Source organism: Acinetobacter sp. F9 (assembly GCF_019195275.1).
Classification (GTDB): Bacteria; Pseudomonadota; Gammaproteobacteria; order Pseudomonadales; family Moraxellaceae; genus Acinetobacter; species Acinetobacter pseudolwoffii.
Genome location: NZ_CP078068.1, coordinates 1,127,898 through 1,146,574 on the forward strand (window position 1 = coordinate 1,127,898; position 18,677 = coordinate 1,146,574).

The window sequence follows — 18,677 nt, forward strand, 5'->3', positions numbered from 1 at the left end:
TTGGTGAATAATCCTCATTAATTTAAAAAACTTCACCTTATTTCTAGTTGCGGTACAATAGCAGCACGTTTGGAAGTATCAGATTATGGCGAAAGCATCTATTGTAGTAAAAAAAAATAATGGCGGTACCATTGCACTGAATAAACGTGCCCGCCACGATTATTTTATTGAAGAGAAATTTGAAGCGGGGCTGTCATTAAAGGGCTGGGAAGTCAAATCAATGCGTGCCGGTCGTATGACCATTGTAGAAAGCTATATTACCTTTAAAAATGGTGAAGCTTTCCTGTTTGGTGCGCAAGTTCAGCCTTTGCTGAGTGCTTCAACACACGTGGTGCCTGAAGCGACCCGTACCCGAAAACTGTTGTTGAATCGCCGTGAAATTGAAAAGCTGATGGGCGCGATTAACCAGAAAGGTTATTCCTGCGTGCCACTGGCCTGTTACTGGAAAGGCCCGCATGCCAAGCTGGAAATTGCACTGGTCAAAGGTAAGCAGCTCCATGACAAACGTGCCACTGAAAAAGACCGTGACTGGCAACGTGATAAAGCGCGAATTTTCCATAAATAATGGATCAATACTTGAATATAAAAACCTCCAGCATGTGGAGGTTTTTTTATCACTGACTAAGCTGGATGATTTAAGCGTGCCAGTGTCAAAGCAATATATTCGCCAAACCAGAGCGCGGTTTTTAAATCCCCTTCAGGTGGGGTGACTTCTACCGGTGCATTGTCCGACTGGGTCATCAGCCCCAAAAAGCTCGACATACGATTCAGATCAGTCACGGCACGACCTGTCGGCATCAAGGGCAAACCGCTCCACAACATACCATGCTGCATCGCAAACAGGTTGATTTGCTGCAACACTGCCAGTTTGTCGCCACTAAGTCCGCCACCATTGGTAAAAGCTGCTGCCAGTTTGCCCTGCCAGCTACGCGCCAGCCAGCGCTTGGAAGACTGCTCCATAAACAGCTTCATGGCAGAGGTCAGGCTCCCCATATAGGTCGGACAGCCAAAGACAATCGCATCTGCGGCATCTAGCACATCCCAATCAATATGTTCGACATTCATCATATGCACCTGAACACCGGTTTCCCGTGCACCATCGGCAATAAAATTTGCCACTTTAGCCGTGTGTCCATAAGGACTGTGATAAACAATCGCAACAGATTTGGAAGATAGGGACATAATGCTCAAAAGCCAAAAAATTCAGTTAAGTTTAACATTTTCATGCCATAAACACGAATGTCGCCATACGACCCGTTTTAGGCTCACGGCGATAAGAAAAATATTCATCTGCTTGACGATAAGAACACTGATCCCCGCCCAATACGGTATTTACCCCATGTTGCTGCAAGATATAACGCGCAATCGCATACAGGTCGGCATAATATTTATCTGGCTGTTCCCCGGCCTGAAATGCACTATCCAGTTCAGGATATTTACTGCAAAAAGCCACTTTTACCTCTGTGCCAATTTCAAAACAGGGCTGACTGATGGCTGCACCAAGCCAGGCCCAGGTCGGCGGAGTCTGCATGGCGGCAATGGTATTTTCGACAATACCACCGGCCAGACCACGCCAACCGGCATGCAAATTAGCAACTTCCGTACCATCGGCATTACCTAACACCACCGGCAAACAGTCTGCGGTCATCATCATCAAAGCATGCGCTTTGCGCTGTGTCACCAGACCATCGCCGACCAATGCCTCAAAGGGTATCTGTTCATTAATGCTATGACAGATGGTGCTATGCGTCTGGGTCATCCAGGTAATTTTATCTACGCCAAAGGCAGCGAAATCTTGCAGTAAAGCCATACGATGCTGTTGTACCCGCTGCGCATCATCCTTCACATGCAAGGCCAGATTAAAACCTGCAAGCTCAGGCTGCGTGGATGGCTGTACTTTCGCATGATGAATGCGGGTCTGACCCACATACACACCTTGTGGAAGTCCTGGTACAAATTGCATCTCGATTCCTTGCTTTGACGCGAGCTAAATAAAAAAATTAATAGGCTTTGTTTTCGGTGCGCAGCACTTCAATCAGATTGGCAAAATCTTCCGGCCACGGCGCTTCAAAGGTCATTTCTTCTTTGCTACGCGGATGGGTCAGACCGAGTTTTGCTGCATGCAAGGCCTGACGTTTAAAGCCACGTAAAGTATCATCTAATAATTGTGATGCACCTGCCGGCATACGTACACGCGGCATATACACCTGATCACCAATCAGGCCAAAGCCGATATAGCTAAAATGCACACGAATCTGGTGGGTACGTCCGGTTTCCAGACGGGCTTGAACACGGGTGAAATGCTGGAAACGCTCTTTGACGTTGTAATGCGTCACGGCATCTTTACCGCCTGGAAGTACAGTCATTTTCACACGATCTACCGGATGGCGTTTGATCGGTTCGTCAATGGTACCGCCGGCAATAATATTGCCGTAAACCACCAGATCATACAGGCGATATACTGATTTTTTCTCAAGCTGTTTGCTAAGAGAGAACTGTGCTTCCAGATTTTTCGCGACGACCAACAGACCACTGGTGTCTTTATCAATACGGTGTACCAGACCGGCACGTGCCAGTTCAGCCGATTTTGGATAATGATGTAACAAAGCATTCACCAAAGTACCCGATGTATTGCCTGCGCCCGGATGCACAACCATGCCGACAGCTTTGTTAATGACGATAATGTCATCATCTTCATAGATGATGTCCAGTGGAATATCTTCCGGCAGGTTTCGCGTTTGCGCTTCAAGCTCGACATTTAAGGTCAGGATTTCAAAACCATCACTTTTAAATTTCGGCTTGACCGGTTGACCATTCACCAATAAATTGCCATCTTTGATCCATTGCTTTAATTTTTCTCGGGAAAAATCGCTCCAGACCATCGCGGCAATCTGGTCGATCCGTTGCCCGATATAAGTTTCATCCAGTTGAAATTGCAACGATAAACGTGTTGCAGTTGCTTCTGAAGTATGGTTATCTGCATCCTCAGAATCTTCAAGTAAATTGAAATCAGTATCAGGGATATTAGAATTGGAAGATTGTGCTTGACTCATTTGCTCATTCAGACAAAAGTGGTTTAATAGTGCAATTGTAGCTCATTGCCCGTATTAACAGAGGAATTTTTATGTCGCTACCACATTATAAAATGACAATGCTTGCCCTCACGATTGGCATTGCATCGGCAATGGTAGGCTGTAGCAGTAATCCCAAAAAAGAAGTCGTGGATAAAGGTCCTGAATCTAGCGAGCAAGTTTATATTCAAAAAGCACAGAAAGCGCTAGATCGTAATCAATATACCGATGCCGCAAAACAGCTAGAAGCACTGGAAACCTATTTCCCTACCAGTCAGTATGCTCCGCAAGCGCAGCTTGAACTGTTATATGTAAAATTTCAGCAAAAAGATTATGAAGGTGCAGTGGCACTGGCAGAGCGCTTTATCCGTCTGAATCCACAACATCCAAATGTCGACTATGCTTACTATGTACGCGGCGTATCCAATATGGAGCAGAACTATAATGGTCTGCTGCGTTATACCTCGCTGAAACAGTCGCATCGTGATGTCAGCTATCTGAAAGTGGCTTATCAGAATTTTGTCGATTTCATTCGCCGCTATCCGTCTAGCACCTATGCGGTCGATGCAGCGCAGCGCATGAAATTTATCGGTCAGGAACTGGCTGAGCATGAAATGAATGCGGCACGCTTTAATTTAAAACGTAAAGCCTATCTGGCTGCGGTTGAACGTGCACAATGGGTGGTGGAACATTATCCACAAACCCCTCAGATTCCAGAAGCACTGGCAACGATTGCCTATGGCTATGATCAACTGGGTGATAAAGCAACCTCTCAGCAATATATTGATGTGTTAAAGCTGAATTATCCAAATCTGGTGAAATCTGATGGTACGGTCAACTTGCGTGCAGCACGTAGCGAAAGCAGTTTCTTTAACCGTGCCACACTGGGTATTTTTGGTAAAGAAGCCAAGACGGTGACTGACAACAATGCAGAGTCGGATGCGCCAGAAACTGAAAAGCGCAGCCTGACCAATCGTGTGTCTTTTGGTTTGCTTGATCGTCCTAAAAATACCGAAGCAGAGCAACCTGAACCGACTGCCGAATAAGCCGACTGTCACAGGTGCATTTTCTTTAAGGGCAAGGTATCATACTTGCCCTTTTGCTTTGTCCCGGCCAGGCTTGAACAAATCGTGCAAAAGGTATACAAAGGAAGTTAAAAAGAATTGACCTGAATCAGTTCAATCCTATTGATTCAATCACTTAAACCTTAGATACGCAGCACGAGAAGCTCAGCAGATTATGGCAATTCCTCAACATACGATTGATCAGATTCTCGATCGCACCGATATTGTCGATGTGATTGGTCAATTCGTGAAACTGAAAAAAACTGGCCGTACCTATTCGGGCTGCTGTCCTTTCCATCAGGAAAAATCGCCCTCTTTTCACGTCTATCGTGACAAACAATATTTTCACTGTTTTGGCTGTCAGGCCAATGGCAACGCCATCCGTTTTTTAATGGACATTGGTAGCCGTAATTTCGTCGAAGTGATGAAAGACCTGTCCAGTCAGACCGGCATTGAACTGCCAAAAGACAATACTGATTCCAATAAATTAAAATACAAACGGGAATCAGCCAAACCGAAAATAGTCGCTGCGACCAAAGTTGAGAATACGCAAGCTCCGCAACGCCCAGCACAAGAATATTCTGTGTCGGATGCTTCTTTTGATCCATTTGCAGAGTTTCAGGCCTCCGAACAGGATTTCTACGGCGACCCTTTTGCTGCTTTTGAGCACATGCCAATGGCCGAAGTTCAGCAAGACGGCAACTTATACGACCTGCTGGAAAATATCGCGCAGTTTTATGAACGCCAGTTACCCAACAGTTCCAGTGCACAGCAATATTTCAAGCAACGTGGCCTGACTGCAGAAACCATTGCCTATTGGCGCTTAGGTTATGCACCTGAAGACTGGCAACATCTGGAAAAAGCCTTTCCTCAGGATATTGAAGGCCTGAAACTACTGGGGCTGATTCGTACCAGCGACAGTGGCCGTGATTTTGACCTACTGCGAGAGCGGGTAATTTTTCCGATCCGTGATACCAAGGGTCGTGTGGTCGGCTTTGGTGGCCGTGCGCTCAATGACGAGATCAAGCCCAAATACATCAACTCGCCAGACTCTGAAGTTTTCCATAAGAACCAGTTGCTTTATGGGCTATATGAAGGCAGAAAGCAGAAAGCCCAGGAATGGCTGATGGTCGAAGGCTATATGGATGTGATTGCATTGCAGCAATACGGCATTCATGGCGCAGTCGCGACACTGGGGACTGCCAGTAATACCGACCATCTGAACATTCTGTTTAAGCAGAACAACCGGATTACCATTGCCTTTGATGGCGATGCTGCCGGTCAAAAAGCTGCACGCCGAACGCTGGACATTGCCCTGCCATTACTCAGTGATGGCCGTGAGCTGAAATTCTTTGTTTTGCCTGCTGACCATGACCCGGACTCCTTGATCCGCCGTGAAGGCATCGAAAACTTTAGACGCTTGCTGGATCAGGCGCCGCTGATGTCGGACTTCGTGTTTGCCCATCTGACCCAAAATCAGGACATCACCACCCCTGAAGGTAAAAGTCAGGTCATGGGTGAACTGAAAAATCTGACCGAATTATTGCCTAAACATGGCTCATTCCGCTATTTGCTGCAGCAATTTTTCCGCGAGAAACTGGGCTTTAACCGTAAATGGCAACCCAAGGTCAATACCGATGCATCCTTAAGTTTTAGCACCAAAATTGATGCTGAAGAATATGTGATTGCAATTTTGATGAATCATCCCTATTTGTATATTCATTTTGAACCCTTGCGTGCGCTGGTATCTGAAGATCAGCTGCTGTTTAAAATCCTAAATATTCTGAATGTGATTTTTGATGACCTGCCGGATGATCCTGAACTGTCGATCTATTATGTTTTAGGTGCCTGTGCAGTACATCATCATGAATTACAGCATATTCTACAACATGCCAATGTGAGCGATTATACCTCTTCGCCTGAACAGGCCGACAAACTGGCGGCAGACTTCTCGACCAAGCTGCAATATCAGTGTCTGAAAAACAAGATAAAATCGAAAAAATTTAGCAGCATTGCAGAAATGAAGAATCTGAAAATGCAGATTTACGAAATTGATAAAAAACGCTCCATGACCTTATTGGACGATTAACAGTTTTAAATCGCTTCAAATAAAAATAAGGCGTTTATCTCTAAACGCCGTTCTTCAAAATAGCTATTGTTAAAGAGCTCGCTAATGTTTGGTCTTGCGGCGTGTATCAACTACCTCTTGCAAGGTATCGCGCATCATTTCAAAACAGCTTGGATCTTCCGCCTTGGCCGCCTCACGCAGCACAATAGAAGTCGGATGTAAGAGTTTCTGTGTCAGGCGGTGCGAAAACTCAGCCATAACCATTTCTGCTTTTTCACCCTGGGCAATACGTTGCAGCGCCAATGCCAGTTCTTCCTGCCGCAACTCTTCACCATGGTCACGATAAGCATGAATGGTGGCCCCGGCCTGCTTGACCTTTTGCTGGGCCATCAGTTCTGTTGCGAGCTGATTCACCATAACTTCGGCTTCAACCGCAGCCTGACGACGATGCGCCAGATTTTCCTCAATCACGCTTTGCAGATCATCGACGCCATACAGATATACCCCATCAAGTTTTTCAACTTTAGGATCGATATCACGTGGCACGGCCAGATCGACTAACAACATTTGCTGGTAACGGCGTTTTTTCAGTGCCGCTTTGATATCTGCAAAATGAATCACCTGATGCAGACTGCCGGTACAACTGGAAATCACATCGGCGCGATGCAGATTGTCTGCCAGCTGGTCAAAGTCAATAATTTCTACTTCTACCCGATGCGCAATTTCCTGCGCCAGAATGTCTGCACGTTCTCGGGTACGGTTACAGATAATAATCTTGCCCACACCCATTTCTGCGAGATGCTTGGCGACCAGACTGTTCATCTCCCCGGCTGCTACCACCATAATGGTGAGCTTGTCTGGATGACTAAATACCTGTAGGGCCAACTGTGCAACCGCATAGCCCATCGATACCGCATGACTGCCGACAGCAGTCTCGGAACGAACCCGTTTGGCCGCATAAAAGGCATATTCAAAAATTCGGTTTAAACTGCGTGACACCGTCTGGGAGTCTTTGGCAAGAGAAAGTGCATTTTTGACTTGTCCCAGAATCTGCGGTTCACCCAGCATCAGTGAATCCAGACCACTGGCGACACGCATCAAGTGCGTCACGGCTTGGGCATTTTCATAACGATAGACATGATTTTGCAGTTGTTTGACATCCACCCCATTTTTTTGGGCGAGCCAGTTCAGCACCATGTCGACATTGTCAGACATCGCGTAAACTTCGGTTCGGTTACATGTAGACACCACCACCATGTCGTTTAATTCAGGGTGTTGGCTTTGCTCGGCAAGAATGACACTTAACTTTTCAGGGTTAAACGCAACTTGTTCCCGCAGTTCTACAGAGGCAGTTTGATGGTTGACACCCAATGCAAAGAAAGACATATCAGGTCATCATTTCAATAAATTTATGCTATTGTGCAATATCGGTGTCATAAAAAGCATTACTTGGATCAAGAAAAATTGCGTCAAACAATCAGCCGTATCAACGGCCCTACAATTAAGCAATATTCTACCACATTCCTATTGGTGGGTAGCATGGCTTCAACTGCTCATCTTTATGCAGCGGAAGCAGTTTACCATGCAAATCAAAATTATGATGCCATAAAACAAAGTATGATGGCCGAGTTTGCCATTGCCGCACATGACATTCCGACTGCTTTGCACAACTATACGGTTCTGGCAATCAAGAGCAATTCCACCACGGTCAAGCAGCGTGCACTGAATGTTGCATTGGAACATGATGATTTACAGGCAGCCCTCGATATCTCGACCCACTGGGTGGTACAGGAGCCGCAGGATGTCCCCGCCTTATTTTATTTATCCCATATTGCCCTGAAAGCGCATGAGTATGAGCTGGCGGCAGAGACCTTAGAGAAAATCCTGCAAATTGATGACAGTGCCGATCTGGAAGAAATTCTCGCTGGGATTTCACCTGAAGGCACAGAAGACCGCAGCTATCTGATTCAGGCTTTAAGCACCACCAAAGCCAGAGACAATCCGTCTATTCTGGTGCTGGTGGCCGGTCTGGAAGCACAAAATGGTCAGCTGGAACAGGCTTTAAATACCATTAACCGTGCTCTAAAAAAACGTCCGAATGCGACTGGTTATATCCTGATGAAAGCCAATCTGCTGAATGCTCTCGACGATCCAGAGGAAACTCTGCAATGGTATGAAAAATCCAGCCGTAAACACCGTAACAATCTGGATGTGCGTCTGGCCGAAGTCAAATATCTGGTCAAGCTCAATGAATCGACTTTAGCGCTAAAAAAACTGCAGGATATTCTAAAAAAATGGCCAACGGCTGAAGAAGCCTTGTTTATTGCCGGACTGACCAGTATTGATCTGGAAGAATACGAGAAGGCCGAAAAACATCTGGTCGAACTGCGTTATTCTGCACAGTATCAAAATGAAGCCTATTATTATCTGGCAGTGAATGCTGAACGCAAACAGCATTATGAAACCGCCAAAGCCTATTATCGTCTGGTCGATGGCAGTCTGTACACCGTCTCGCGTCGTAACATGATCTCGATTTTTGCCCAGCAGGATAAGCTGCATGATGCGCTGCGTTTCTTGACTCAGGAACGGGTGAATTATCCGCAACATGCCAGCTTTTTATATCTGGCCCAGGCAGATATTTTAACGCGTATGCAGAATAAAAAAGCCGCGATCCGCCTGCTAGAAGAAGCCAGCAAAAACCTGCCGGATGATCCGGAACTGGTTTATGCACAAGTGCTATTGCTAGATCCACATCAGGATCGCAACAAGCTGGATGAATTGCTGGCAAATTTACTCAAGATTGAACCGAATAGTCCGACCTATCTGAATGCCTATGCCTATACCCTGGCAATGCAGAACCGGCGTCTGGAAGAAGCGCGCCGCTATGTCGAACAGGCACTGGAATATGCACCGGAACAGGCTTCCATTCTGGATACCTATGGTTATATCTGTTATTTACAGAATGACTTTGCCACGGCTGCAGATGTGTTATACAAAGCGTATCAACTCAATCCAAGCGTGAAGATTGGGGTACGTTATGCGCGTTCGTTGTACATGAATGGTGATATACAACACTTCCATCAAGTGTTACAACAATTACAACAAAACCATCCAAATGACCCCGAATTAAAACAACTTAATTCGCTATTGTTAGCACCACAAAACCAAACGAGTTAATTCTTTTATGCGCAATTTAAGCCAATTGGGCTGCTGTGCCTTTGCAGCAACTGCTTTATTCTTAACTGGTTGTCAGCAGATGATCAATCCGCAAACGCCAGTGACGCCTTCTGTACAGGCAGATAATCAATTCCAGCTGCAAGGTAAAATTGGTGTGCGCACACCGCAACAGACCGGCAGTGCATTCTTTACCTGGGTACAACAGCAAGAAGAATTTGATATTGAGCTGAGTGGCATTTTAGGTGTGGGCAAAACCCAGATTTCCGGCACGCCCGGCCAAGTCACATTAAACAGTGCTAAAACAGGTGTGATTCAGGCGGCAAGTGCCGAAGAATTACTGCAACGCGCCACAGGCTGGCAAGCACCGATCAGCTATTTAGTGGACTGGGTACAGGCCCGCCCTGCGACAACGACTGCTAAATTGCAAAAAGATGATACACAGCGGATTAGCCAGATTATTGAACAGGGCTGGACGGTCGATCTCAATTACAATGCGCAGGCCAAAATGCCAAACCGCTTGATTTTAAAGCAGTCACTTGAAAATGGTGCGGAAAACCGTATTACAATGATCATTGAAAACCGTTAATTGACCTGATGTTAGCCCATGATGATTCGTGTTCCCTCGCCTGCTAAACTGAATTTGTTCTTACATATTACCGGTCGCCGTGAAAATGGCTATCACGAGCTGCAAAGTATTTTTCAGCTGATTGATCTGTATGACTGGCTGGCGTTTGAACAAACAGATAATCAACACATCCAGATTGAAGGGCTGGCCTCAGTCGATCTGGAACAAAATTTAATCTATCGTGCGGTACAACTGTTGAAGCCCTATGCTCAAACACTATCCGGACTAAAGATTCGTCTGGAAAAAAATATCCCGATGGGTGCTGGACTCGGTGGCGGTTCGTCGAATGCAGCCACCACCCTGATTGTGCTGAACCAGCTCTGGCAGTGCGGTTTAAATATCGAGCAACTGGCAGATCTCGGAGTCAAGCTGGGTGCAGATGTACCGATATTTGTACATGGTCGAAATGCCTGGGCTGAAGGCATTGGCGAACACTTAACATTCATAGACTTAGATCAAAAACAATTCATTGTGTTAAAACCTGACTGTTTTATCAGCACTCAACTGCTTTTTTCGCAAAAAGCATTGACAAGAGACACGAAGAGCACTAAATTTTGCGCCTATCAGCAAACGCCATCTGATTTTGGAAATAACTTTGAGCCACTGGCTCGATCCTTATATCCTGAAGTCGATGAAGCGATGCAATATCTCGACCAGTTCGGTATTGCAAAACTTACAGGTACAGGTGCTTGTGTGTTTATTGAAGTCACTGAAAATCTGAATATCGAAGATATTCTTGCAAATGCACCATGTAAAGCTTACCTGGTCAACAGTTTACAAGAATCACCTTTAGTTCAGTTTAAAGTGTAGATAGGGGTATCGCCAAGTGGTAAGGCACCGGGTTTTGATCTCGGCATCCGTTGGTTCGAATCCAGCTACCCCTGCCATTTTCACCTGTAGATGTACTGTATTAGGGGTATCGCCAAGTGGTAAGGCACCGGGTTTTGATCTCGGCATCCGTTGGTTCGAATCCAGCTACCCCTGCCATCTTACAGTTCATCAAATTTAGGGGTATCGCCAAGTGGTAAGGCACCGGGTTTTGATCTCGGCATCCGTTGGTTCGAATCCAGCTACCCCTGCCATTTTCTCGAAAAAAGACAGAACACTCATTTGCTGTAAGACTGTTAATTTACCTTGACACTTTACCGTAAAAATATTAAAGTTCTGCCGCATTAGGGGTATCGCCAAGTGGTAAGGCACCGGGTTTTGATCTCGGCATCCGTTGGTTCGAATCCAGCTACCCCTGCCATCTATTCCCATATATCCCAACCGCCAAGGGTGCTTCATGCCCAATCTTGTCGTTTTTAGTGGATCTGCGCATCCACAATTCGCTCAAAAAGTCGTAAGTCACTTACATATTCCTCTAGGCGCTGCCTCTGTAGGTCAGTTCTCTGATGGTGAAATCGCTGTCGAGATTACTGAAAACGTTCGTGGTAAAGACGTATTCGTCGTGCAACCTACTTGTGCTCCTACTAACGATAACCTGATGGAAATCTTAGTCATGGCTGACGCTTTGCGTCGTGCAAGTGCAGGTCGTATTACTGCCGTGATTCCTTACTTTGGTTATGCTCGTCAAGACCGTCGTCCACGTTCAAGCCGTGTGCCAATTACTGCTAAAGTCGTTGCAGACATGCTGACGACTGTAGGTATTGACCGCGTTGTGATGATTGATCTTCATGCTGACCAGATCCAAGGTTTCTTCGATATCCCTGTAGACAACATCTACGGTACACCAGCGCTACTTGCTGACTTACGTCAGCAGTCACATCACAACCTGATGGTGGTTTCACCTGACGTCGGTGGTGTGGTTCGTGCACGTGCTGTTGCGAAACAAATGGGTGATATCGATCTTGCAATCATCGATAAGCGTCGTCAAAAAGCGAATGAATCACAAGTGATGCATTTGATTGGCGATGTGAAAGATCGTGATTGTGTCATCGTCGATGACATGGTAGATACTGCAGGCACTTTATGCAAAGCAGCTGATGCATTGAAAACTTTCGGTGCTCGCAAGGTTGTTGCTTATGCAACGCATCCAGTACTTTCTGGTAAAGCATTAGAAAACTTAAGACATTCTGTGATTGATGAGTTGGTGGTTTGTGACACCATCCCACTTTCAGATGAAGCTTTAGCACTGGGCAAGATTCGCCAGGTTTCCGTAGCCAGCATGGTTGCCGAAACGATTCGTCGCATTAACAACGAAGAATCTATTAGCGCAATGTTCGATTCTTATCTATAATAGAGCGCTGAATTTTCAAAGCCCTGCCATTTGGTAGGGCTTTTACTCACTAGACTGGTCGCAAGTCTGGTTCATTTAACTTAAATAGGATGTCTATCATGGCAAACTTCGTATTAAACGCAGCAGCACGTGAAGAAGCAGTTCAAGGGAAAGGTTCGAGCCGCCGCCTTCGTCTTCAAGCTAAAGTTCCTGCAATCATCTACGGTGGCGAAGCTGCTCCTGTAGCTGTTACTCTTGAGCTTCGTCAGCTTGTTAAATTCTTAGAAAATAACTCTTTCTTTGAAGAAGTTATCGAAATTGATGTAGACGGTAAAGTTGAAAGCGTGAAAATCCAAGCCTTACAACGTCACCCAGCTAAAAACACGCCTATGCACGCTGACTTTAAACGCGCATAAGTGTTAATGGTGTAATTAGTGTCAAATATTTCACTGATTGTTGGTTTGGGCAACCCAGGTTCTGAGTATGCCCAAACCCGCCATAATGCAGGGGCCTGGTTCGTAGAACGCCTTGCAGAGCAATATGGCATTACCCTCAAGAAAGACCCGAAATTCAATGGATTTAGTGGTCGTGGCAATATCGAAGGTCAAGACGTTCGTCTTCTTCTACCTACAACCTTTATGAACCTTTCCGGTAAAAGTGTTGTTCCTTTCGCCAAATTCTACAATATCGCACCTGAATCGATCCTGATTGCCCATGATGAACTGGATATGAATCCTGGTGTCATTCGCCTGAAAACGGGTGGTGGTCACGGTGGTCATAATGGTCTACGCGATATCGTGCCGCATATTGGTTCAAACTTCCATCGCCTGCGTATTGGAATCGGCCATCCTGGTGCCAAAGACCGTGTTTCTGGTCATGTGCTCAGTAAAGCGCCCAGCAGCGAACAAAAGTTAATGGATGATGCAATTTCACATGCGCTCGCACGTACCAAAATGCTGGTGAATGCAGAAGTACAGCAAGCCATGAATCAAATTAATGCCTATAAGCCGAACTGATCATTCAAAAATCGCTGGACAATTCCGCTTGTCAGAAAGATCATTTAAGCGCAAAATGCGCAAGCCTACCCACTTATCCAGTGTCGTAGAAATTGATTCAACCATATGATGATCAAAGTCTTAGTTCAACTCAGGGGACGCTAGCCATGCTATCTCGTTTATTAAAATGCAAAATTCACCGCGCTCACGTTACACATGCAGAATTACACTATGAAGGTTCATGTGCAATTGATGGCGTTTTGATGGATTTAGCTGGCATTCGCGAATACGAAGAAATTCATGTGTGGAACGTGACCAATGGTAAACGTTTTGCAACTTATGCCATTCGTGGCGAAGATAATTCAGGCATCATTTCAGTCAATGGTGGCGCTGCACATCAAGCCGATGTAGGCGATATCATCATTATTGCAACTTTTGGTGATTTCACTGAAGCTGAAGCAAATGCACATCAGCCACGCTTGGTCTATGCAAATCCAAACAATACCGTCAGCCATACTGCCAACTGTATTCCGGTACAAGTCGCTTAAGTCGATGCGACCAGATTCCCAAAGCTCGCACCTCGCGGGCTTTTTTATGGCCAGAATGACTAAATATAATTAACTGCCCTGCCGCCAGCTTTTAGAACTTTCACAATTTAGGGGCTTTAAATGGGAGTCAACAAGATTAACCAGTAAAGCCTTTCCATTTTCCTTAAGCTTAAGTTCGGCAAATTTGGCATTGCGATAACACGGCTCTAGGCCTTCGGCGAATAAAAAACTATTGGCCGCCGGATATAAAGCTTCAAAACTATTGCGTGGATTCTTTAACAGCAGTTTTGCGGAAGATGCTGGATGAACTTGTAACAGACGCGGATCAAAACTGCTTCGTATCACTCGTCGTTGTGCATCCAAGCGTACATAGCTCACGATCTGAGACCGATCTTTAAAATCCTGAATAGTGATATCCGAACCTGTTTGATTCAGGGCAGTTTCATCAGCATCCAGACCAGCAAAATGCAACTGATAGTTCAGTGCCATATAATCGCCCTGCAAAATCGAACGCGGATCGACGGGCGCCAACTTAACAAAAATACTCTGACTATTTCTTAAATGCCATTCATGCTGGATAATTAAGCCCACAAATAAGGCAATACTAAAAATACTCAGGTGTAGCACCCAGAACTTTTTCATGAGGCTACTCCTGTTTTCGACTGAAATTTCGGTGAGCTCAACACATAAGCCAGAAGCAAAACCAGCAGACCTGAAGCAAAGATACTGACACTCTTAAATAAAAAGCTGAGTCCCAGATTGTAATACAGCAACCATAACCAGAAGATCAGTAACAGAACCAATAAGGCCTGCATCAATCGCTGTTGATTGACCATCGCCCAGGCCATAAGTACCAGAATGATGAAAATTTCAAAATAGCCCAGTGCAATCAGTAAAATGCCTACGGCAGGAATCAGCCAGAGTGGTGTCAGCGAAAATTGCTTCAGATGTATTCCGATAAAACTCAGCAGCCATACTGCGGGTAAAATATAGAAAACAATTGCTTCATCTATACCGCGCGGATGCAGTTGCTGCGCTACGCCAAATTGCAACAGACATTGAAAAATAGCCGTTGCTGCCAAAATACTGATCATCCACAGATTCACACTTTTGGCATAAGCTGAAGCAAGCCAGTGTCTTGCAGTGAGTAAAGCCACGGTCAGCACACTGTAATTCAACAGCATGATCCATGTGATCAGGCGATGGTCATGAGAAAATGGGTGCTGCTCGATTAAAACTGCAATTCCCAACGCATGAGCCAGTAATAACTGTAATAGCAGCACCAGCCAATGCATGCGATTCATGATACTTAGCAACGTAATACCGATTTGTATCAGCCAGATCAGCAATAAACTATCTGTCAACAATTCGGTATGAATCAGGACAGCAGCCTGACCGCAGACCCACAAACAATAAGCCAATTGCCGCAGAAAAACTGAAGGCTTGCTATGAATCAACCACCAGGCAATCCCGATAAAGATTAGCCCCATCAGGATGGATAAACTTTCCCAATAGGTCAGCAACAGTATGGCCAGTATCACACCAGCAATCCATGCGCCCAGCGCCAGTGGAATGACCGAAAACCGGCTCTGGGGTAACAGCTTTATCAGCAGCGCACTAATCGCCGCAAACCAGCCAAAGATGAGCAAAGCCAGCACCAATAAGCCTGCAGCTGAATTTTGCAAATATTGGTCTGTGAGATCAAAAATCAGAATGCTAAAACTCAGTGCAAGCCCTGCAACCAGCAAACTGGTTTCCAGCTGTTGCTGCCGAGTATAGAAATAAGTACTAAATAACAGTGCTAAGACCAGTACCGAAGCCAAATACCAGATCGAATTCGAGTCGATAAATCGAAACATGCTAAATACCGAAATGAGTACCACCACGGCAATCAACAGATAGCGTAAAACCGGATAATAGCGTAATGCATAGATCAGACTCAGTCCGGTCAACAGATTAAGACTGAGCAGATAGGCAGTTTCAGCACGTACCAACCAAAAGCTTTGTTTAAAATAAAAATAAAGCGCCAGCTGGCTGACCACGCAAAATAATGCAAACACACCAATATTCGGTCGATACAGCCAAGGCAAAAGTAACAAGGCCCAAAGCAAAAACAATTGATAACTGTCAGCACCGGTCTGATAAATCTGCCCAATCACCGCCAGACTTAAGCCCAGCATTAAACCCGATACAGTATCCAGACTTTGTCTTAACTTTTCTCGCGCAGCGAAATGCACACTCAGCAATGCCGAACCCAGCAATAAAACTTGCGGCATAAACAACTGGACAAATTTCGGCAGCATCCACCAGTTTGCTGCCAGCAGATATACGATACTGACAGCGATCAGCGCGAGTCCAATGATTTGAAGAATCTGAATAACAGCAGGTTGAATAAATAACAGCGGTGAGAATGGATGATCGGGCTTGGGTACTGTTTTAGACATGCTGATCTGTTCAATTTTTATTTGATTTTACCTTAGCATGATTTTTAGCGCATATGCCAGGCAGGAATCTTACAACTGTGCAGTACTTTTTTAAATCAGGATCTGATAAATGCCGTAAAGAGCAATGATCAGCAGAATGAGACCACACAAGGCCAGCAAATGCGGATACAACCGAGAACGGGATAAACGATTAAAACCCAAATACACCACTGACAGGGTCAGGAAATCCAGCACGATCCAGCTCAGGGTTAAGATTATGAGACTTAAATCGAGATCAGATGTAATACCAATAAACTGCGGGAAAAAAGCCGCAAAGAAAATAATATCTTTGGGATTGGAAATACCGACCAGAAAACCCTGCTGAAAGCCGCCACGTACCGGAGATAACTTCTTTTGAGCTGACTCTGCTTGCTGAAAAATCACCTCCCGAAATATTTGCAGCCCCAGATAACCAATATACAGACAACCCAGCAACTTGATGGCATCCAGCCACTGTTCATTAATGACCAGCAAGCCTTTCAGGCTTAATATCGATAAAGCAATCAATATCAATGAAGCAAAATTGGTGCCAAAAATAGTTCTAAAAGCCGCAGCATAACCGCCTTTTAGACCGGAACTCGCCACCAGCAACATCACCGGACCAGGCGTGGCGATCATTACCACAACAGCCAGACAATACAAGAGATACTCACTGATATTCATGCTCTTCCCTCAGCTGTTGTTATTTTTCTGCATAAAAAAAGAGGACTTATTCCTCTTCCTGCAGATGAATCAGATGTTGACTGATACCATCCGCCCGCAGAAAAGCCAGATCATAACTGGCAGTGGCCAAAGCCAGGATCCGGCGCTCAAATTCATCCCAGAGTGGACGTACCTGCTTATAATGAATCCCCAAACCACTATCATCGGTAAAATGCCGATTTTTTTCACAGAGCTTTAAAGCATGATACAGCTTACGCCCTTTGGAGGCATCGTCACGTAAACGTACCCGTTTTGACAGCACAAAGGCTTGAACCTTGACGATATCTGCATGTGGCAACAACGGCACTAAAATCTGATCCAGCTGTGCATCCAGACGCCGCCATACGGCATGATGCTGATCAGCGCCATAAGTGTTCCAGTGAATCACCTCATGATTGAAACGGCGGCAACCACGACATACCGCATCACCAAATACGGTCGAGCAACGCCCAGCACACGGGGTTAAAGACGCAATACGACGATCTGAACTCAAAACACACTCCAAAGATACTGCAACTTCCAGTACCTGCATCACTGCATAAAACTTTACAAAATTCCGGGTCGGGCATGACTATACACGCTCTCCCCCATGAATTGAAGCCTGTTAAAAGGCAAGTGTTTTACTCGCTTATTCACTCGAATCACGCTAAAATATGCGCCTTTAAATTATCATGCTACGTTGGAGTATTCCATGAACGCTACTGTAGAACAGCTTGCACCTGTAGAACAGCAAGCGACCTCAGGTTGGGTTGTTGCCGCACTTTATCAATTCAAAGAAGTTCAAGATCCTGCCGATCTTCAACAACGTCTTTTAGACTTGGTAAAAACAATCAACCTTTGTGGAACACTCATTGTAGCGGGTGAAGGGATTAACGGTACGGTTGCAGGTGACCGTGCATCGATTGATCAAATTCACCAGTTCCTTCTCAATGAAGGCTTTGTTGAGATGGAATATAAAGAGTCAGACAGCTCTGACAAGCCATTTCGTAAAATGAAAATTAAATTAAAAAAAGAAATCGTGACTTTAGGGGTAGAAGTGAAACCACGTGATCTGGTCGGTCACTATCTTGATCCTCAGGAATGGAATGAACTGATTGCGCGTGATGACGTGATTCTGGTTGATACCCGTAACGATTACGAATACAAAGCAGGAACGTTCAAAGGCGCGATTGACCCGAAAACTGAAAGCTTCCGTGAATTCCCTGAATATGTGAAAAATAATCTGGAACAGCACAAAGACAAGAAAATTGCCATGTTCTGTACCGGTGGTATTCGCTGTGAAAAATCAACCTCTCTGCTTCTGCAAGAAGGTTTTACAGAGGTGTATCACCTGAAAGGCGGTATTTTAAAATACCTGGAAGAAACTCCGGCTGAAGAAAGTATGTGGGAAGGCGAATGCTTCGTATTTGATGGCCGTACAGCAGTAACACACGGTGTCGAAGAAGGTCAAAACACCAAATGCCATGCCTGTGGCTGGCCTTTGCTTCCTGAAGAAGTGGCGCTGCCAAGTTATGAACATGGTGTCTCTTGCGTGTACTGCATTGACAAGACCACAGAGAAACAAAAAGACGGTTTCCGTATGCGTCAGTCCCAAATTCTGGCAGCAAAACGTAAACGTCTCTAAGCCAGCCGCTTTGTAAGAAAATATATAAAAACCCTCTTCGGAGGGTTTTTTATTTACATAAAAATTACAACAGTAATAAAACTCTCACCAATTCATTACCAA

19 protein-coding genes and 4 tRNA genes are annotated in these 18,677 nt (G+C 45.3%); 15 read left to right on the forward strand and 8 right to left on the reverse strand.

The window, feature by feature from the left end; all coding sequences use genetic code 11:
• The first annotated feature begins 85 nt into the window (after window positions 1-85).
• On the forward strand, window positions 86-565 hold the full coding sequence (gene smpB, locus KT990_RS05440) for an SsrA-binding protein SmpB (RefSeq protein ID WP_004280586.1): 480 nt from the start codon (window positions 86-88) through the stop codon (window positions 563-565).
• A gap of 56 nt (window positions 566-621) precedes the next feature.
• On the opposite strand, the gene KT990_RS05445 is transcribed toward smpB, so the two are convergent.
• Genes KT990_RS05445 through rluD form a run of 3 tightly spaced genes read right to left on the reverse strand, consistent with a single transcriptional unit; the run spans window position 622 to window position 3,053 of the window.
• Entirely contained in the window at window positions 622-1,182 is a 561-nt protein-coding gene (locus tag KT990_RS05445) for a flavodoxin family protein (RefSeq protein ID WP_005097730.1), read from the reverse strand.
• A 40-nt stretch (window positions 1,183-1,222) separates the two neighbouring features.
• On the reverse strand, window positions 1,223-1,963 hold the full coding sequence (gene pgeF / locus KT990_RS05450) for a peptidoglycan editing factor PgeF (RefSeq protein WP_100534868.1): 741 nt from the start codon (window positions 1,961-1,963) through the stop codon (window positions 1,223-1,225).
• Window positions 1,964-2,000: 37 nt separating this feature from the next.
• Window positions 2,001-3,053 (reverse strand): 23S rRNA pseudouridine(1911/1915/1917) synthase RluD, encoded by a 1,053-nt coding sequence (gene rluD, locus KT990_RS05455; RefSeq protein ID WP_218209274.1) that lies wholly within the window; start codon window positions 3,051-3,053, stop codon window positions 2,001-2,003.
• 71 nt (window positions 3,054-3,124) lie between these two features.
• Between rluD and KT990_RS05460 the strand changes: the two genes are divergently transcribed.
• Window positions 3,125-4,117, forward strand: a complete 993-nt coding sequence (locus tag KT990_RS05460) for an outer membrane protein assembly factor BamD (protein WP_218209275.1) — start codon at window positions 3,125-3,127, stop codon at window positions 4,115-4,117.
• A gap of 193 nt (window positions 4,118-4,310) precedes the next feature.
• On the forward strand, window positions 4,311-6,224 hold the full coding sequence (locus KT990_RS05465) for a DNA primase (RefSeq protein ID WP_180191118.1): 1,914 nt from the start codon (window positions 4,311-4,313) through the stop codon (window positions 6,222-6,224).
• Window positions 6,225-6,305: 81 nt separating this feature from the next.
• On the opposite strand, the gene hemA is transcribed toward KT990_RS05465, so the two are convergent.
• On the reverse strand, window positions 6,306-7,589 hold the full coding sequence (gene hemA / locus KT990_RS05470) for a glutamyl-tRNA reductase (RefSeq protein WP_218209276.1): 1,284 nt from the start codon (window positions 7,587-7,589) through the stop codon (window positions 6,306-6,308).
• 78 nt (window positions 7,590-7,667) lie between these two features.
• Between hemA and KT990_RS05475 the strand changes: the two genes are divergently transcribed.
• The 11 genes from KT990_RS05475 (at window position 7,668) to panD (ending at window position 13,766) form a co-directional block, all read left to right on the forward strand.
• Complete coding sequence (locus tag KT990_RS05475; protein ID WP_100329191.1) at window positions 7,668-9,380, forward strand: tetratricopeptide repeat protein; 1,713 nt, start codon at window positions 7,668-7,670, stop codon at window positions 9,378-9,380.
• Window positions 9,381-9,387: 7 nt separating this feature from the next.
• A complete protein-coding gene (lolB, locus tag KT990_RS05480) occupies window positions 9,388-9,966 on the forward strand; it encodes a lipoprotein insertase outer membrane protein LolB (RefSeq protein ID WP_005097737.1) in 579 nt (192 codons plus the stop codon).
• 21 nt (window positions 9,967-9,987) lie between these two features.
• Window positions 9,988-10,815, forward strand: coding sequence for a 4-(cytidine 5'-diphospho)-2-C-methyl-D-erythritol kinase (gene ispE / locus KT990_RS05485; protein ID WP_218209374.1), 828 nt, complete (start codon window positions 9,988-9,990; stop codon window positions 10,813-10,815).
• A gap of 2 nt (window positions 10,816-10,817) precedes the next feature.
• Window positions 10,818-10,892: transfer RNA gene (locus KT990_RS05490), tRNA-Gln, on the forward strand.
• A gap of 25 nt (window positions 10,893-10,917) precedes the next feature.
• Window positions 10,918-10,992, forward strand: a tRNA-Gln gene (locus KT990_RS05495).
• Between the two features lie 20 nt (window positions 10,993-11,012).
• Window positions 11,013-11,087: transfer RNA gene (locus KT990_RS05500), tRNA-Gln, on the forward strand.
• Between the two features lie 92 nt (window positions 11,088-11,179).
• A tRNA-Gln gene (locus KT990_RS05505) sits at window positions 11,180-11,254 on the forward strand.
• Between the two features lie 36 nt (window positions 11,255-11,290).
• Entirely contained in the window at window positions 11,291-12,244 is a 954-nt protein-coding gene (locus KT990_RS05510; RefSeq protein WP_005097740.1) for a ribose-phosphate pyrophosphokinase, read from the forward strand.
• 98 nt (window positions 12,245-12,342) lie between these two features.
• Window positions 12,343-12,639, forward strand: a complete 297-nt coding sequence (rplY, locus tag KT990_RS05515) for a 50S ribosomal protein L25 (RefSeq protein WP_005097741.1) — start codon at window positions 12,343-12,345, stop codon at window positions 12,637-12,639.
• A gap of 18 nt (window positions 12,640-12,657) precedes the next feature.
• A complete protein-coding gene (pth, locus tag KT990_RS05520) occupies window positions 12,658-13,239 on the forward strand; it encodes an aminoacyl-tRNA hydrolase (protein ID WP_074383404.1) in 582 nt (193 codons plus the stop codon).
• A gap of 146 nt (window positions 13,240-13,385) precedes the next feature.
• Entirely contained in the window at window positions 13,386-13,766 is a 381-nt protein-coding gene (panD, locus tag KT990_RS05525; protein ID WP_005097743.1) for an aspartate 1-decarboxylase, read from the forward strand.
• A 69-nt stretch (window positions 13,767-13,835) separates the two neighbouring features.
• Here panD and KT990_RS05530 read toward each other — a convergent pair whose 3' ends face one another.
• The 4 genes from KT990_RS05530 to KT990_RS05545 all read right to left on the reverse strand — a co-directional run bounded on the left by KT990_RS05530 (window position 13,836) and on the right by KT990_RS05545 (window position 17,444).
• A complete protein-coding gene (locus KT990_RS05530) occupies window positions 13,836-14,408 on the reverse strand; it encodes a GDYXXLXY domain-containing protein (RefSeq protein WP_005097744.1) in 573 nt (190 codons plus the stop codon).
• A complete protein-coding gene (locus KT990_RS05535) occupies window positions 14,405-16,210 on the reverse strand; it encodes a DUF2157 domain-containing protein (RefSeq protein ID WP_218209277.1) in 1,806 nt (601 codons plus the stop codon). The genes KT990_RS05530 and KT990_RS05535 overlap by 4 nt, the downstream gene beginning before the upstream one ends.
• A gap of 90 nt (window positions 16,211-16,300) precedes the next feature.
• Window positions 16,301-16,912 carry a LysE family translocator gene (locus KT990_RS05540; RefSeq protein WP_218209278.1) on the reverse strand — a complete coding sequence of 204 codons (612 nt, stop codon included), beginning with the start codon at window positions 16,910-16,912 and terminating at the stop codon, window positions 16,301-16,303.
• Window positions 16,913-16,958: 46 nt separating this feature from the next.
• Window positions 16,959-17,444 (reverse strand): DUF1289 domain-containing protein, encoded by a 486-nt coding sequence (locus KT990_RS05545; RefSeq protein ID WP_035337988.1) that lies wholly within the window; start codon window positions 17,442-17,444, stop codon window positions 16,959-16,961.
• A 198-nt stretch (window positions 17,445-17,642) separates the two neighbouring features.
• Between KT990_RS05545 and KT990_RS05550 the strand changes: the two genes are divergently transcribed.
• Window positions 17,643-18,575 (forward strand): rhodanese-related sulfurtransferase, encoded by a 933-nt coding sequence (locus tag KT990_RS05550; RefSeq protein ID WP_005097749.1) that lies wholly within the window; start codon window positions 17,643-17,645, stop codon window positions 18,573-18,575.
• Window positions 18,576-18,677 lie beyond the last annotated feature (102 nt).